Source organism: Alkalibacillus almallahensis (assembly GCF_011761495.1).
GTDB lineage: Bacteria > Bacillota > Bacilli > Bacillales > Alkalibacillaceae > Alkalibacillus > Alkalibacillus almallahensis.
This window is the reverse complement of sequence record NZ_JAASRU010000002.1, coordinates 243977-258877: the sequence shown is the minus strand read 5'-3', so window position 1 is coordinate 258877 and position 14901 is coordinate 243977. Positions and strand designations below refer to the sequence as shown.

Below are 14901 nucleotides of genomic sequence, written 5' to 3'. Positions count from 1 at the left end.
TGTGTAATTATAATCGAATTATCGTTGTTAGTTCTTAACAATCAAGGATTAACAACAGTCACAAATTTTTGACATTCAACAAAACCTATAGATTTTTTTGAATGAATCGCTTATACTATTATTGGACTAGGAGGGATGGTCATGAACGATTTCGAACACGATGTGCAATCCAAAAATAACGACGTGGTTGATTCAATTAAAGGATTTGGCTTTTCGTTCATTTTCTTCTTTGTGATCTTTGCGATCGGTACCATTTTCACAATTTTTGCTAACTAAGTGTTATATGATTTGATTAAAAAGGGGCCATTAGAGCCTCTTTTTATTTTGGCTTTGTTAAAGTCCTGTGATCCGCTGTCAGTGGACGCTTTCCACAGGAGACGACAACTTCGCTACTTACAATTCAACAACTCTCTGCTACACAATTTAAAAATCGACACTAAGCTTTAATAGAGCCTATATTTTAATTTATGGGATAAATGGGTCTGCCGTGTGTTGTCCATTGATGAATTTTATTGTAATGGCGCCATTTTCATCTGTACGATAAACAGCAATACCATGCTTAACTAAACGGTCATAAACTTCTGGGCTTGGATGATTATATGGATTGTTGTGGCCTACTGAAATAAGAGCTGCAGTTGGTTTTACGTGCTGTAAAAACAGTTCAGATGTAGAGGTATCACTCCCGTGATGTGCTACTTTTAAGATATCAACTTCCCCTAATTTTTCTGCATTGATTAGCTCTTCTTCCACCGAATTAGTGATGTCTCCAGTCATGAGTATTGAAAAATCATCATATTCAACTAAAACTACAACAGAACGTTCGTTTTCATCATCTGATACTTTTTCAACATTAGGGGCCAAAACAGTAAATGTTGCGTCTTTCCACTCGATTACGTCTCCTTTTTCTACTGTTAATGTCGGTACAATCAAGGAGTCTAATTCTGAGTGTTCCAGAGGATATCGAAATAACAATTCAGGGTGAAAATCATGAATGACTTGTGATGCAGATCCAATATGATCATAATCAGCATGACTAATCCATAGTCCATCAAGATGCTTAATCCCCCGCGACCATAAAAACGGCTTAATAATATTCTCATAATTATCATGCGACTGAACTTCAGAGAAAGACACCTCTTCACCTGCATCAAACAAAAGTACACCTTTACGATGAGGTAACTCCAACACCACTGCTTCAGCCTGACCGACATCTAACATCGTTAAATAAAGATTTTTATCAAAGTACACACTATATTGTGCAATTAACAAAATACTAATCATCACACAACTGGCTAAGGCTGCTTTTCCGAGTTCTTTTAATTCCCACAAACGCATCATAACTAACCAAGTTATGTAGAATAACACGATTGCAATCATAGGTGGTTCACCAGTCACCCAAGCTGCAAAATGAGGTTGTCCCATAATGGAAAAAATGGACTGAATTATTTCTTGCATACCTAAAAATACACGTTCTAATAAAAACGAAATGGATTGAGGTAACCAGACACTAATCAGCAATAATAAACTTAATGGAATAATTAATACAGAATAAATAGGAACCATGATTAAGTTGATTAAAATGGATAATACATTCGTGAAATGAAAATGGGTTAACTGGATTGGTAAAATGGCGAGCTGGCTTACCAAGCTGATAATCAAGGATTGAGTCAACCAATGATTAGATTGAGCTAATAACGACTTAGATAACACAAGTGAAAACGTCACAACAAATGAAAATTGAAAACCTAGCTGATAAATTAAATAAGGATCAATCCACAATACAATTAAAAATATAAACGAAAGAACATCCGTTGTATCTAATCGTTTTTTAAAAAAGGACAAGAGTATAAAAAGCGCAGCCATTAATCCAGCTCGAATGACTGGAGGATTCGCTCCTGCGATGACAATATAAAGTGGGATAAAGACTAGTAATATGAGGTTAATACGTTCTTTGGATAATTTTAATCCATACAATAATACATAATAAATCAACCCTAAGGTCAAACCGACATGAAGGCCTGAAATAGCTAATAAATGAGTAATGTTCCAAAATTGATAAGCGCCTAAAACTTCTTCATCTAATCCTTGTCTGTCACCAAATATTAAGGCATTTAACCAAGCGATTGTATCAGTTTGAAAGGTTTCATTTATCCCATCCATCAAAATCGCTCGGTATTGATATAAATGGGAAAATATACTATTTCCTTCGCAGTTGGTGAGCGCGGGGTTATAACTAATGGCTATGATTCCTTGATTTTGTAAAAATGAATGATAGTCAAACTGACCTGGATTAGTGGCAGGATCAGGTGGGGATAGTTCGGCTGCTAAATCACAAGTAGCTCCATGAACAACATGACTTGAATCCGCTTCTTGGTCAAAGAACAACTGTACTCGCTGCCCGTCTTCTAATTCTCCAATATAAGAATAAGATTGAGCATGACTATTTTGGTCCGATTTGATTGTAACAGTACTCTGATAATTCTTTATTTCCTGAATTGAAGTTAATGATTGAGGAGTGGGTGTCATGTGAAGAGATAGAGTAAATAAAACGAGAGAAGTTATTAGCAAACCTCGGTTCTTAGTCAATTGTTCTAAAAACAAATAAATTAAGATACTGACTACAAGAATACCGAGGCCTGTTGATAAATAACCTGCTACATAAAAAAGTGCAACAATATAAAGTTTTCCACGCATGGACTTATTCGGAATACGTAAACAATTGATTCGCTTTCATTCGTAAATCTTTTAGCTCCTCTTCACTCGCACCTCGTTCTTCTAACTTTTCAATAAGTGACGTCATGAAATATAATTTATCTTTTGTGTTGGTATCGATATGTAAATAATCTAATTCAACCTTCTCAAACTCGACACCCGCTTCTTGTAACAATTCAATTGCATAAGGGTGATTTTTGTAATCATGAGCGTAATATATTTTTTGGATACCACTCTGAATAATGGTTTTACAACAATTTAAACACGGAAAATGCGTGACATATATTTCTGCTCCTTCTGTTGCTACACCAAACTTAGCACATTGTAAAATCGCATTAACTTCTGCGTGAATCGTTCTCACACAATGTCCATCAATGAGTTTACACCCTTCATCGATACAATGGACACTACCTGAAGGGCTACCGTTATACCCTCCAGCAATAACTCGTTTATCACGTACAATCGTAGCACCAACAGCTAAGCGTTCACACGTACTACGTAACGAAAGCAAATGGCTTTGTGACATATAATATTGATCCCAAGAAATACGTTCCATCATTGTTGCCTCCTTAAGACTGCAAATACCTTATCTTCATTGTATAGAACCGTTCTAACTCCGTAAAGAGCATGATTATGGAACAATGAGGTCTTCTTCGATCTGTTCTAATGTCTTCTCCCCTATTCCGCTTATATTTAATAATTCATCTAAAGATTTAAATGCTCCGTTTTCTTCTCTGTAATCAATAATTGTTTGTGCTTTCTTCTCACCTATTCCTGATAACGATGTCAATTCTTCTGCTGTAGCTTGATTAATTCTGATTTTCCCGTCTTGTTGATTGTGATCTATAGATAAATCAGGAGAATGTTGACCATCACTTACTTCAGGTATCATAATAATCATTTCATCATAAACCAATTCAGCTAAATTAATTTGGTGTTCATCTGCATCAGATGTTAGTCCTCCAGCATTCTCGATGGCATCAACCACTCTGTCACCTTCTGACATTTCATATACACCCGCGTCATGTACTGCTCCCTTAATATCGACAACTAGAAGGGTATCACTTACTTCACTAACTTTTTCAGCACTTTCAATTTCAGATGAACTTTCTTCGACTATAACGGGTTGTCCATCATTTTCTGAGGAACTTGACTGATAAATGCTAATACCAATAATGATTAAAATCATCACAGTTGCAACAATCCATTTTTTTGGAACTAACATGTTTTGAACCTTCTTTCATATACATAGAGTTAAGTTGGTTTAGAGGAGGATGATTATGAATTGGGGAATAATCGGAACAGGTAATATGGGAACAGTATTATTAAACGCTTTAGTCGATAGTCGTGCAGTCGACCAAAGAAACATTTACATTCACAACCGAACACTACTCAAAGCTTATCGCCTAAAAGAAACTTACCCTGATGTTCATATTTTACAAACTGTTGATGCCATGGCTGCTTCATGTGACATTATATTTATTTGCACTAAACCGAAAGATATTATTTCAGTTGCTAATCGACTCGATCAAAAATTATCAGAGGACCAACTAGTTGTTTCCATCACAAGTTCCATTTCTTTAGACCACCTGAATCATATTCTAAGCTGTCAAACGGCAAGGTTAATACCGAGTATTACCAATAGTGCGCTTCGTGGAAAGACATTGTTAACATTTAATGATTCCATAAGTGACGAAATGAAATATATTCTATGGCAAACATGTAAATTGTTCTCAACACCAGTGGAAATTAGTGAGTCACAAGTAAGAATTGCATCAGATTTAGTATCGTGTGGACCTGCATTTGTCAGTTATCTTCTTGAAGAATTAATAGAAGCTGCTACAAGTGAAGCTGATATTGGTAAGGAATTAGCCACGGAATTAGTGGAGTCCATGATGATTGGATACGGAGAATTACTCAAACAAGACCATTTTGATTTAACATCTTTGAAAGAAAAAGTGATGGTTAAAGGTGGAATCACCGGAGTTGGCATGAAAGGCTTAGAGCAGAGTGTACCTGCAGGCTTTAATGAAGTGTTTATTAAAACACACACTAAATTTAATCGAGAAAAAGGCCATGTTGATGAATGGATTAATCAATTAATTTAAAGTGATTACTATTATTTTACTTCATTTAACAAAAAAAGCAACCGATAAGTTCGCTCATCGGTTGCTTTTAACATGAAGTTTTTTGACAAACATAAAAGATCCGATCAGCATCTTCAATATTTGTCTCTCCCCAATCGCCTGTGATTGTTTTTATTGATAATCCTTTAGATTCAAGTAATTGTCTAACCTCATTCACTGGGAATACACGTTGCGTATGCGTTTCATCAAATCGGCGGTATAATCCGTCTGATTCTTCAACAAAAAAAGTTAAGTCATGAATGATTTCTCCTGGTTGCTCTCCTGCCTCACAAAGCCAAACATAACTTAAATCTTCACGTATTTCAGTAAACATTTCAGCATTAATCAGCCCTTCAATATAAGACAAACTGTGACTATCAAAAATAAACAAGCCATCAGGATTAAGATGTTGATAGACAGTATCAAACATTTGCTCTAAGCTAGTATAATCTGTTAAATAATTAACGACATCACAATAACTCGTAATGATATCATAAGACTGTTCTAACCGCAGTTCACGAATATCGCTTTCAATCCATGACACTTTTTGATCAGTGTATTGCGTCTTTTCTTTAGCAACATCAATCATCGTCTTAGATTGATCAACGCCTACCATTTCATCAAATAAATGAGCTAATGAAAGGGTTAATGTCCCTGTACCACAACCAAGGTCTAATAACTTCATTGAAGAGTGACTTGACGATTCTCCCAGTAGACTTTGTGTAAATTGAACCCACTGATTATAAGGCACATCATCCATCAATTCATCATAAACATAGGCCATGTTCTCATAAATCATAGCTTATGAAACAGATAACGACACTTCATCGGCGTCGCCCCATAGCTTTTCTAAGTTATAATATTGACGCTCTTCAGCATGGAAAACATGAACAACCACATCGTCTAAATCGACTAAAACCCAGCGTGCATCATCTTTACCTTCTATTTTTTTGACTTCAACACCCTGTTCTTCAACAGCATCTTTTATCCCCTTACTAATGGCATCTACTTGGCGTTCATTTGAACCGTGACAGATTAGGAAATAATCAGCCATAAGGGAAACTTCTCTCATATCTAGTGCGACTAAATTTTCAGCACGTTTATCATCACATGCTTGAGCCGCAATATTTAATAACTCTTTACTTTCCATATTAATTGTAACCTCCATTTTGGTTAATAACTTTCGTTAATCCATTATATGCTTGAAACGTATCAGGATAAACCGGTTGTCCTTGGCTCATTAAGAAAAATATCGTTTGCTTTAATGCATAGTGACAAGCTTGATTTAAATCGATCTTAGCTAATCGTCTAGCCTCATGCACAGCTTCAAAGTTTCTTCCTGGCTCAATATAATCAGCTATAAAAATAATTTTTTCGATCAGACTCATATGCATATGTCCTGTTGTGTGCGATTTAATGGCGTTTAAGACTTCTTGATCATTGATTTGAAACCAATAACGAGCCATTTCAGCACCAACTGGACCATGCCATAACTCATGATGATATTGAAGTAAATCTTTCGGTAAATTGGTTGACGTGACAATCCAATGTTTTAGCAAAGAAACGTCCATATGCTTGGCATAATCATGCAAAGCAGCTGCCAATCCAACTTGATAACGGTCAGCACCATAATAATCCGCCAAGTCTAAAGCTGTCTCAGTTACGCGTTCTACATGTTCATATCGCTTAACCGATAATGTCTTTTGTGTCTCTGCTAAAGCTTGTTCAATATTCATAAAGTCGATACTCCTTTATATAATCAAACACAGACTGAGTTAGTCCATCAGGTTTATTATGCGCGTGTAGTTGGTTTCTAATATCGCTTGACGATACATTGACTTCTTCCATTTCAATACGTAATACTGATGAGTCATCAAAGTTAGAACCATGTCTTGAAACACCGATAAACTGAATCAATGTCTTTAATTCATCAATTCCGTACCAATTGGGTAAGTAATCAACCATGTCACCGCCAATAATGAAATAGAATTGTGTATTAGGATATCGTTCTTTCAATTCTTTAACAGTCTCTAATGTATAGGAGCGACCTTCTCTTTGACTCTCAATTTCAGTCACAAAAAAATTAGTTTCGTCTTCAATTAATGCGTGAAGCATATTGACCCGATGTTCAAATGTGACATTAGCAGGCTCTTTATGAGGGGGTTGATACGTCGGCATTAACCATATTTCATCAAGCATTAATTGTTCTAACACCGATTGACATATTTCCAAATGACCTTGATGAGGTGGATCAAATGTACCACCAAAAATTCCTATACGACGCATCCTCGTCACACCTTTATGGGAGATCAATTTGTTTATATTCACGTGATTCACGATATAAAATAATGACATTTCCGATGATTTGAACGATATAAGCATCTGTACCATTAGCTATTTGTTCAGCTAAATCCTCTTTACTTTCGAAATTATTTTGTAAAACAGAAACTTTAATGAGTTCTCGTTTTTCCAACGTTTCATCGATTTGATCAATCATATTTTCGTTCAAACCATTTTTACCAATTTGAAAAACAGGCGTTAAATGGTGAGCATGTTTACGCAAAAATCGTTTTTGTTTTCCAGTTAACACAGTGGTGTCCTCCTCAAGTTATTCTTTCATTGTCCATATTTCAAATGCTTTGACCGCTTGGTAGTATAACATGGATTCTCCAAAAAGTAAGGGACAACCTTCCTCGTGGGCTTCTATTAACAATTTAGTCCACGTCGGCTGATAAACAATATCACTTACGATCGGATTAGACTTCAGCCCTTTTAACGAAATGATAGATTGATGATCATTCGGTGCCATACCGACAGTCGTTGTATTTATAGCTAAATCAACTTGAGTTAAAGCATGTGTCACCTCTGACCATTGGATCGTTTCTACTTCAGGAAATATAGATGCTAATTCTAAAGCTTTCGATTGCGTTCGATTAGCGATAAAGATACGTCCTAACTGGTGATTCACTAATTGGTGAGTAATCCCTTTAGCTGCTCCACCAGCACCGAGCACTAAAACAGTTTTCTCCTGTCTATTATTAAACCAATCTGGATAGTTTTGTTTAAGAGACTCTATATAGCCTAATCCATCTGTATTGTAGCCAATCAATTGTCCATCCACTATTTTAACGGTGTTTACGGATTGCATGACTTCTGCGGACGTTTCTAAAGCATCTAAATACGGAATAATCGTTTCTTTATACGGGACTGTTACGTTAAAACCTGTATACTCATTGGTTTTAAAATACTCGAGCGTTTCTGCGATCATCGATTCATCTATTGAGAATAGATGATATTCTCCCTCTAAACCATTCTCCGCTAGCAATTTGTGATGGATTTCAGGTGACTTTGAATGCTCAACAGATCTCCCAATTAAACCAAGCTTGTACATAAACGTAACACCCTTTGTTTAGCTTCTTTATTTTTATAATTAAATATTGATTTAGCGCTGAGTTGTTGAATTGTGAGGAGCGAAGGTGGCGACTCCTGCGGGAATAGCACGTGTCTCGAGACCCCGCAGGCCATGCTTTTCGGCCGAGGAGGCTCGAGCCGTGCCCGCGGAAAGCGTCCACCGTTAGCGGATCACAATATCAACAACGGAAATAAATATAGCCGATTACTTATATAATCGCATCGCGTACAATGATTCTTACACCCTTAGGGGCGTAGGCAGTTACAGATGTTTGCCCCTTCGGCACTGTAACCCAGCCAAGTCCAGAAAACACAATATCTTGTTTGTGATTTCCATTTAACTGCAACGTCTGTGGTTCTAAAGGAGGCATCTCATCTAACGTCTCATCTGATGGAGGTGATAATAGCTCCCCAGCATGTTGATCATATAATAAGTCAGCTTTATCTGTCTTCGTACGATGGATATGAATATCATTAGAGACATAACAAACAAAGCCTTTACGTTCATCTACTTTATCAATATCCAAACGTGCTAAAGCACCAAAAAACAGTGTTTGATCTGACTCTAATTGAAAGACTTTCGGTTTAACCTCTTTATCAGGTGTAATAACTTTTAAATCTTTTTTCGATAAATAGTGAGCCATCTGATGACGATTGATGATTCCTGGTGTATCAATAAGTGATGACTGATCATCTAATGGTATATCAATAAACCCAAGGGTAGTTCCAGGGAAATAAGATGTGGTAATAACTTGTTCTTGTTCAATCGAACGGTTAATTAAATAGTTAATAAAAGTCGATTTACCGACATTCGTACAGCCTACAACAAAGATATCTCTACCTTGTCTTAATCGTTCTAGTTCAAAAGCGCATTCTTCCATATTCGTACCTGTCTTAGAACTGACTAGGTAAACATCTTTTACTTTTAATCCGAATTCTTTTGCTACGCGTTTCATCCAATGTTTTACTTTATTTAAATTAATCGAGCTAGGTAATAAATCCACTTTATTCCCTACTAATATAATCTCGTTTTGGCCGACAAAACGATTTAGACCATTGACAAAGCTGCCATGTACATCAAACAAATCAACAATATTAACAACTAATCCGTCTTGGTCCCCGATTTCATGTAATAAGTTAAGGAAATCATCATCCGTCAAGTCAACATCTTGTACTTCATTATAATGTTTCAAGCGAAAGCATCGTTTACAAATAACATCTTCTCGTTCTAAAGCTGAAACTGGCGCATAACCTACTTTATTTTCATCTTCCGTTTGGATCTTAGCACCACAGCCTTGGCAGTATATTGTTTCCATATTAATCCTCCCAGTGTAAATAACCTTTTCGTCTAAAGTATTTTAATAAACGACGTTCGACAATACGATTAAATCGCGTAAAAAACCCGTCAGTTTTTACAATCGGCACAACCAAAATCGTATAAAAATTAGAGCGATTACCACCAAACACATCCGTTAATACTTGATCGCCGACTACAGCGACGTCATTACGATTTAACCCCATATCTATCCTGGCTTTATTAAATGCTTTTTGCATTGGTTTTCTTGCTTTTGAAATAAACGACACATTAAGTGGAGTACTAAAAGTTGATACACGATCTTCACTATTGTTTGAAATAATAACCACTTGAATATCATGACTTTGTAAGCTTTGAATCCAGTCAATAACTGCTTGGGTCGCATCAGGTTCATCCCATGCAACTAATGTATTATCTAAATCAGTAATAACACCTTTTATATTGTGCTGTTTTAACATTTCTGGTGTAACATTGTGGATCGATTCCACATAATCATTTGGTAGAAACCTCTTTAACAATACAGTCACCTCATAACATTTTCTCACTAATTTACATCATATACAATCAAGCGACATCTTTCAAAGATATTCTTGTTATAATTCTTCTCTGATTCTATAGCGTTTTTGGATCCTAATTCAGAGATCATCTTTGTTATATGAACACTTTCGTTCGACAATTCCTATCATTTTTCACGTTTGTGGATAAAATAATTCACAAGATGCACCTTGATTTGACAATATTCTAAAGGTGTTTAAGCGAATATACTAACAGGTTATCAACAAGTTACACACATTTTATTCAAGTTGTCCAAATGACAAAGCAATGATAGGATTACTCATACAATAGTAATTCCCAGGGGGTGACAGCCATTAACGGCTGAAAACTTATGGAATATTTATCTAACCAATTATTAATCGAATCCTATCAGAAAGCCAAAGCACTTCAACTCAATGAAGATTTTATTCAATTGTTTGAGAGAGAACTTAAAAAACGCAAATTATTTACGGCGTTAAAAGAATCGTCATAATTTGAGTTTCTACCTATATTTAAGACTAGACATTTTACCGAGTGTCTAGTTTTTTTATTGGCTTGCAACATATAGTTTTTCTTTTCAAAAAGCTTATAATATCGTTATAATGGTTACTGTATTTATTGTTGGGTTAGTTTGATTGAAAGGATGAACAGAACATGATTTTTGCTATATTTGCTCCGCTATTATTAGCATTTATAATACCGTTATTGAGTAAATGGAAACATAAAGTACATACAGGTTGGCTAATCTTGCCTATTCCATTTGCTGTCTTTCTTTATTTCTTACAATATGTCGGAGCTGACTTTCAACCACAAATGGTTTCGGTTGATTGGATTCCTTCTCTCGATATTGCATTAAGCTTTCATCTTGACGGACTTAGTTTGCTTTTTGCTTTATTAATTAGTGGAATTGGAACGTTAGTTGTTTTGTATTCCATTTACTATTTGGATCACAAAGAACAACTTGGTCATTTTTATACATACCTTTATATCTTCATGACAGCTATGTTAGGGGTTGTTCTTTCTGACAACGTATTTGGATTGTATGCCTTCTGGGAATTCACATCCATTTCATCCTTTTTACTAATTGGTTATTGGCACCATCGTGAACGTTCACGTTATGGTGCATTAAAATCTATGTTAATCACCGTGTTTGGTGGTTTCAGCTTACTAGCTGGTATCATCTTATTATCCATTGTAACGGGTACGACAAGTATTCAAGGAATGGTTGAACAATCTGATGTCATTGTAAATAGCGAATACTTCCCGTTCATTTTAATCTTTTTATTACTCGGTGCATTCACAAAATCTGCTCAATTTCCATTTCATATATGGTTACCAGATGCTATGGAAGCACCTACACCAGTCAGTGCCTACTTACATTCAGCTACTATGGTAAAAGCCGGTATTTACCTAATGGCTCGGTTTTCACCCATACTAGCTGGTGAGCCTTATGTATTTATTGCATTAAGTCTATTCGGGCTTGTGACATTAACTTGGGGCTCTTATATGGCTGTTCGTCAGACGGACCTAAAAGGTATCCTGGCATATTCAACAATCAGTCAACTTGGTATGATTATGGCTATGCTCGGTTTCGGTACTAAAGTTGGGCTTTTTGCAGCTGTTTTCCACATCTTAAACCACGCTACTTTTAAAGGTAGTCTCTTTATGATCGCTGGTATTGTCGATCATGAAACAGGTAGCCGTGATATACGCAAGCTAGGTGGCTTATTTACATTTATGCCTATATCAGCCACTTTAGCGATCTTCGGGACGTTTTCTATGGCGGGTGTCCCACTTCCGTTTTTAAACGGATTCTATAGTAAAGAAATGTTTTTCCAAGCATCTTTAGATAACACAGCATCTGGAGCTTTCGCTGAAACATTAGTAACTATCATACCAGTATTAGCTGTAGTTGGGAGTATTTTTACATTTATTTATTCAATGTACTTATTCTTTAACACCTTTACTGGAAAGTCACAAGTTGAAGAGTTACCAAAACATCCGCATGAAGCACCTAAAATGATGCTAGTTCCACCATTTATATTAGTTTTAGGCGTCCTAATCATTGGTTTATTCCCAACGATCTTCAATGAGTCTCTAATCACGCATGCCGCTGATGCGGTTTATGGCGGGGAGGCTAATAAAGAAATATACTTCTGGCACGGTTTAATACCAGCATTTTATATGTCCATTGCCGTTGTCGTCATTGGTGCCATTATGTATCTTACGAAATCTAAATGGTCAAGAATTTACCAAGTATTACCTGGTCGCTTGAGTATGAATCGTGTATACGATTGGATGGTTGAAAAATCTGAAACAGCTTCACAACGGATTACGAACACATATATGACTGGGTCTCTACGTCAATATATGGTTTTATTATTAACAGCGATTACCGTGATTGTGGCAGGTGTTTTAGTCAAAACGAATGGAATCAATTTCGACATGGCTGAAACAGCTAGTATCACAACAACAGAAGTCATTGTCACCTTGTTAATTGCTGTAGCTGCAATTGCTACGATCTTTGCACGTAATCGGATAGCAATCATACTTATTGTAGGAGTTGTTGGGTATGGTTTAGCTATTTTATTCGTCCTATATCGTGCTCCAGATTTAGCATTAACTCAATTGATTGTTGAAACGGTAACTGTAACATTATTTATGCTTTGCTTTTACCATTTACCAAATCTTAAAAAAGACACATCGTCTTGGTTTACGAAGTCAACCAACGTTATCATTTCGGTTGCGTTCGGTTTATTAATGATGGTGGTTGGTATTAGTGCATACAATAGTCGCTCGTTCGATACAATTGCCCAATATTTCATTGATAACACGTATAAACTTGGTGGCGGAGATAATATGGTTAACGTCATTCTCGTTGACTTTCGTGGAATTGATACTTTATTTGAAGTTGCCGTACTATTCGGGGCTGCATTGGCGATTATTGGTATGATCAAACTTCGCCGAAATAAGGGGGCGAATTAAGATGGAAATTATCTTAACTGTGCTGGCATCTATATTGTTCAGCACAGGAATCTATAACTTATTACAAAAGCAACTTTTACGTATCATTGTTGGCACAGTGCTAATATCACATGGAGCTCATTTGTTTTTATTAACAATGTCTCAAGTTAAACGAGGCGCACCACCACTACTAGTAGATGATGTTTCGAGCTACACTGATCCATTGCCTCAAGCATTAATACTAACAGCGATCGTTATTAGTTTTGGTGTGACAAGTTTCCTACTTGTCTTAGCTTACCGAACATACACCTTAAATAAGACTGACAATATGGAAGAAATGAGAGGTAGTGATTATGATTAATTTAATCTTTTTACCCATTGTCCTACCGTTATTAGCAAGTGTAATTGCGGCTCTACTAACTAAAAAAATAAAAATAACACGTCTGTTCTCACAAATAACTTCAGTTGTGTTTTTAATATTTGTTGGAGGTTTAGCCTTCTACATATTTCAAAATGGATCAATCGTTGGCCAAGCTGGTGGGTGGGCAGCACCCTACGGAATATCCATAGTTGGGGACCCGTTAGCCATCTTGTTGGTTCTAACAACAAACATTATTGGAACAGCTGCCATCTTCTACGCACCTAGGATTTTAGAAGAGAAACAAGAGCGATTTTACTTCTACGCTTTATATTTCTTACTGATCGCCGGTGTTTCTGGTGCGTTCATGACTGGAGACTTGTTTAACTTATTTGTCTTTTTCGAAGTTCTACTGATGGCTTCCTATGGTTTAATCGTGCTTGGAAATGGCAAAGCCCAGCTAAGAGAATCATTTAAATATGTGTTATTTAATCTATTCTCATCCATGTTATTTATTGTTTCGGTAGCGTACATTTATGCTATTACTGGAACGGTTAACTTAGCGCATTTAGCAGAACGAGTCGAAACGGTTGAACAACAAGGGGTTTTAACAGCTGTAGGAATGATTTTATTCTTTGTTTTTGCTGTTAAAGCGGCCGTTTTCCCACTTTATTATTGGTTACCTAATTCATATGTAGTGCCAAATCCAGTCGTTTCAGCACTTTTTGGTGCTTTATTAACTAAAGTAGGGATTTACTCCATTATTCGCGTTTACACGCTCATCTTCGTTCATGAGACGGCTATTACACACAGCATCTTTATCTGGTTAGCCATGTTCACGATGATATTCGGTGTGATTGGAGCTTTATCAACTCATAATGTTAAGTTAATCGTTACTTATAACATTATACCGGCCGTTGGTTTTATGTTAATGGGAATCGGTTTATATACACCTGAAGCAATCGCTGGTTCTGTGTATTATCTAATGCACGATATGGTTATAAAAGGAGCTTTATTCTTTTTAATTGGAGCACTTGTTATTGCTGCAGGCACAAAAGATTTGCGGCAAATGAGTGGTGTCATCCAAAAATATCCGTTGCTCGGTTGGGTCTTCTTTATTGCTTCTCTCATACTAGCAGGAGTGCCACCTTTTAGTGGTTTCATCGGTAAGATCTTATTACTGGAAGGTGGTTTACGACAAGAGGAATTCCTCCTGGTGATCGTTGCCCTATTATCAAGCTTACTCATCTTGCTATCGATGATGCGCATTTTCGTTTATGGCTTTTGGGGTGAGCTTATGGATGGATTATCTAACGAACGAAAACGTATTCGACAACTAACCATTCCTGGTGTAGTTCTAGTCGGACTCGCAATCTTCTTAGGAATAGGTGCTGAATTTGTCTATCCTCAAATCGAGTCTATTTCGAATATGTTATATGAACGTACTGATTATATCAGTTCTGTTTTAAAGGAGTAGTGAC

Annotated in this window: 17 protein-coding genes; 6 read left to right on the top strand and 11 right to left on the bottom strand. The window is 36.4% G+C overall.

The annotated features are described in order from the left end of the window. Positions 1-141 precede the first annotated feature (141 nt). Positions 142-276: a YqzM family protein gene (locus FHR85_RS03340; RefSeq protein ID WP_167261062.1), complete on the top strand. Its 135-nt coding sequence runs from the start codon at positions 142-144 to the stop codon at positions 274-276. A 189-nt stretch (positions 277-465) separates the two neighbouring features. On the opposite strand, the gene FHR85_RS03335 is transcribed toward FHR85_RS03340, so the two are convergent. From FHR85_RS03335 to FHR85_RS03325, 3 genes are all read right to left on the bottom strand, one after another. Then, positions 466-2694 carry a DNA internalization-related competence protein ComEC/Rec2 gene (locus FHR85_RS03335; protein ID WP_167261060.1) on the bottom strand — a complete coding sequence of 743 codons (2229 nt, stop codon included), beginning with the start codon at positions 2692-2694 and terminating at the stop codon, positions 466-468. A gap of 4 nt (positions 2695-2698) precedes the next feature. Then, on the bottom strand, positions 2699-3268 hold the full coding sequence (locus tag FHR85_RS03330; RefSeq protein WP_167261058.1) for a ComE operon protein 2: 570 nt from the start codon (positions 3266-3268) through the stop codon (positions 2699-2701). A 75-nt stretch (positions 3269-3343) separates the two neighbouring features. Then, positions 3344-3937 carry a helix-hairpin-helix domain-containing protein gene (locus FHR85_RS03325; RefSeq protein ID WP_167261056.1) on the bottom strand — a complete coding sequence of 198 codons (594 nt, stop codon included), beginning with the start codon at positions 3935-3937 and terminating at the stop codon, positions 3344-3346. 55 nt (positions 3938-3992) lie between these two features. Here FHR85_RS03325 and comER point away from each other — a divergent pair, with 55 nt between their 5' ends. Next, positions 3993-4820: a late competence protein ComER gene (comER, locus tag FHR85_RS03320; RefSeq protein ID WP_167261054.1), complete on the top strand. Its 828-nt coding sequence runs from the start codon at positions 3993-3995 to the stop codon at positions 4818-4820. A gap of 67 nt (positions 4821-4887) precedes the next feature. On the opposite strand, the gene FHR85_RS03315 is transcribed toward comER, so the two are convergent. The 8 genes from FHR85_RS03315 to FHR85_RS03280 all read right to left on the bottom strand — a co-directional run bounded on the left by FHR85_RS03315 (position 4888) and on the right by FHR85_RS03280 (position 10082). Further along, complete coding sequence (locus FHR85_RS03315) at positions 4888-5622, bottom strand: class I SAM-dependent DNA methyltransferase (protein ID WP_167261052.1); 735 nt, start codon at positions 5620-5622, stop codon at positions 4888-4890. 18 nt (positions 5623-5640) lie between these two features. Next, positions 5641-5988 (bottom strand): ribosome silencing factor, encoded by a 348-nt coding sequence (rsfS, locus tag FHR85_RS03310; protein WP_167261050.1) that lies wholly within the window; start codon positions 5986-5988, stop codon positions 5641-5643. A 1-nt stretch (position 5989) separates the two neighbouring features. Next, complete coding sequence (yqeK, locus tag FHR85_RS03305; RefSeq protein ID WP_167261048.1) at positions 5990-6574, bottom strand: bis(5'-nucleosyl)-tetraphosphatase (symmetrical) YqeK; 585 nt, start codon at positions 6572-6574, stop codon at positions 5990-5992. Continuing rightward, on the bottom strand, positions 6564-7124 hold the full coding sequence (locus FHR85_RS03300) for a nicotinate-nucleotide adenylyltransferase (RefSeq protein WP_167261046.1): 561 nt from the start codon (positions 7122-7124) through the stop codon (positions 6564-6566). The genes yqeK and FHR85_RS03300 overlap by 11 nt, the downstream gene beginning before the upstream one ends. Before the next feature lie 13 nt (positions 7125-7137). After that, positions 7138-7428, bottom strand: a complete 291-nt coding sequence (yhbY, locus tag FHR85_RS03295; protein ID WP_167261045.1) for a ribosome assembly RNA-binding protein YhbY — start codon at positions 7426-7428, stop codon at positions 7138-7140. An 18-nt stretch (positions 7429-7446) separates the two neighbouring features. Then, entirely contained in the window at positions 7447-8229 is a 783-nt protein-coding gene (aroE, locus tag FHR85_RS03290) for a shikimate dehydrogenase (protein WP_167261043.1), read from the bottom strand. 229 nt (positions 8230-8458) lie between these two features. Next, positions 8459-9565: a ribosome biogenesis GTPase YqeH gene (gene yqeH / locus FHR85_RS03285; protein WP_208379585.1), complete on the bottom strand. Its 1107-nt coding sequence runs from the start codon at positions 9563-9565 to the stop codon at positions 8459-8461. Between the two features lies 1 nt (position 9566). After that, the gene (locus tag FHR85_RS03280) at positions 9567-10082 is read right to left on the bottom strand and encodes a YqeG family HAD IIIA-type phosphatase (RefSeq protein ID WP_167261041.1); all 516 of its coding nucleotides are present in this window, start codon (positions 10080-10082) and stop codon (positions 9567-9569) included. A gap of 368 nt (positions 10083-10450) precedes the next feature. Here FHR85_RS03280 and sda point away from each other — a divergent pair, with 368 nt between their 5' ends. The 4 genes from sda to FHR85_RS03260 all read left to right on the top strand — a co-directional run bounded on the left by sda (position 10451) and on the right by FHR85_RS03260 (position 14897). After that, positions 10451-10591, top strand: coding sequence for a sporulation histidine kinase inhibitor Sda (gene sda / locus FHR85_RS03275; protein ID WP_167261039.1), 141 nt, complete (start codon positions 10451-10453; stop codon positions 10589-10591). A 161-nt stretch (positions 10592-10752) separates the two neighbouring features. Further along, positions 10753-13083 (top strand): Na+/H+ antiporter subunit A, encoded by a 2331-nt coding sequence (locus FHR85_RS03270; RefSeq protein WP_167261037.1) that lies wholly within the window; start codon positions 10753-10755, stop codon positions 13081-13083. Between the two features lies 1 nt (position 13084). Continuing rightward, positions 13085-13423 carry a Na(+)/H(+) antiporter subunit C gene (locus FHR85_RS03265; RefSeq protein WP_167261035.1) on the top strand — a complete coding sequence of 113 codons (339 nt, stop codon included), beginning with the start codon at positions 13085-13087 and terminating at the stop codon, positions 13421-13423. Further along, positions 13416-14897 (top strand): Na+/H+ antiporter subunit D, encoded by a 1482-nt coding sequence (locus tag FHR85_RS03260; RefSeq protein WP_167261033.1) that lies wholly within the window; start codon positions 13416-13418, stop codon positions 14895-14897. The genes FHR85_RS03265 and FHR85_RS03260 overlap by 8 nt, the downstream gene beginning before the upstream one ends. Positions 14898-14901: the final 4 nt, after the last annotated feature.

Coding starts and splice junctions, on each gene's coding strand:
- FHR85_RS03340 (WP_167261062.1), top strand. CDS start 142: ATGAACGATTTCGAACACGATGTGCAATCCAAAAATAACGACGTGGTT.
- FHR85_RS03335 (WP_167261060.1), bottom strand. CDS start 2,694: ATGCGTGGAAAACTTTATATTGTTGCACTTTTTTATGTAGCAGGTTAT.
- FHR85_RS03330 (WP_167261058.1), bottom strand. CDS start 3,268: ATGGAACGTATTTCTTGGGATCAATATTATATGTCACAAAGCCATTTG.
- FHR85_RS03325 (WP_167261056.1), bottom strand. CDS start 3,937: ATGTTAGTTCCAAAAAAATGGATTGTTGCAACTGTGATGATTTTAATC.
- comER (WP_167261054.1), top strand. CDS start 3,993: ATGAATTGGGGAATAATCGGAACAGGTAATATGGGAACAGTATTATTA.
- FHR85_RS03315 (WP_167261052.1), bottom strand. CDS start 5,622: ATGGCCTATGTTTATGATGAATTGATGGATGATGTGCCTTATAATCAG.
- rsfS (WP_167261050.1), bottom strand. CDS start 5,988: ATGGAAAGTAAAGAGTTATTAAATATTGCGGCTCAAGCATGTGATGAT.
- yqeK (WP_167261048.1), bottom strand. CDS start 6,574: ATGAATATTGAACAAGCTTTAGCAGAGACACAAAAGACATTATCGGTT.
- FHR85_RS03300 (WP_167261046.1), bottom strand. CDS start 7,124: ATGCGTCGTATAGGAATTTTTGGTGGTACATTTGATCCACCTCATCAA.
- aroE (WP_167261043.1), bottom strand. CDS start 8,229: ATGTACAAGCTTGGTTTAATTGGGAGATCTGTTGAGCATTCAAAGTCA.
- yqeH (WP_208379585.1), bottom strand. CDS start 9,565: ATGGAAACAATATACTGCCAAGGCTGTGGTGCTAAGATCCAAACGGAA.
- sda (WP_167261039.1), top strand. CDS start 10,451: ATGGAATATTTATCTAACCAATTATTAATCGAATCCTATCAGAAAGCC.
- FHR85_RS03270 (WP_167261037.1), top strand. CDS start 10,753: ATGATTTTTGCTATATTTGCTCCGCTATTATTAGCATTTATAATACCG.
- FHR85_RS03265 (WP_167261035.1), top strand. CDS start 13,085: ATGGAAATTATCTTAACTGTGCTGGCATCTATATTGTTCAGCACAGGA.
- FHR85_RS03260 (WP_167261033.1), top strand. CDS start 13,416: ATGATTAATTTAATCTTTTTACCCATTGTCCTACCGTTATTAGCAAGT.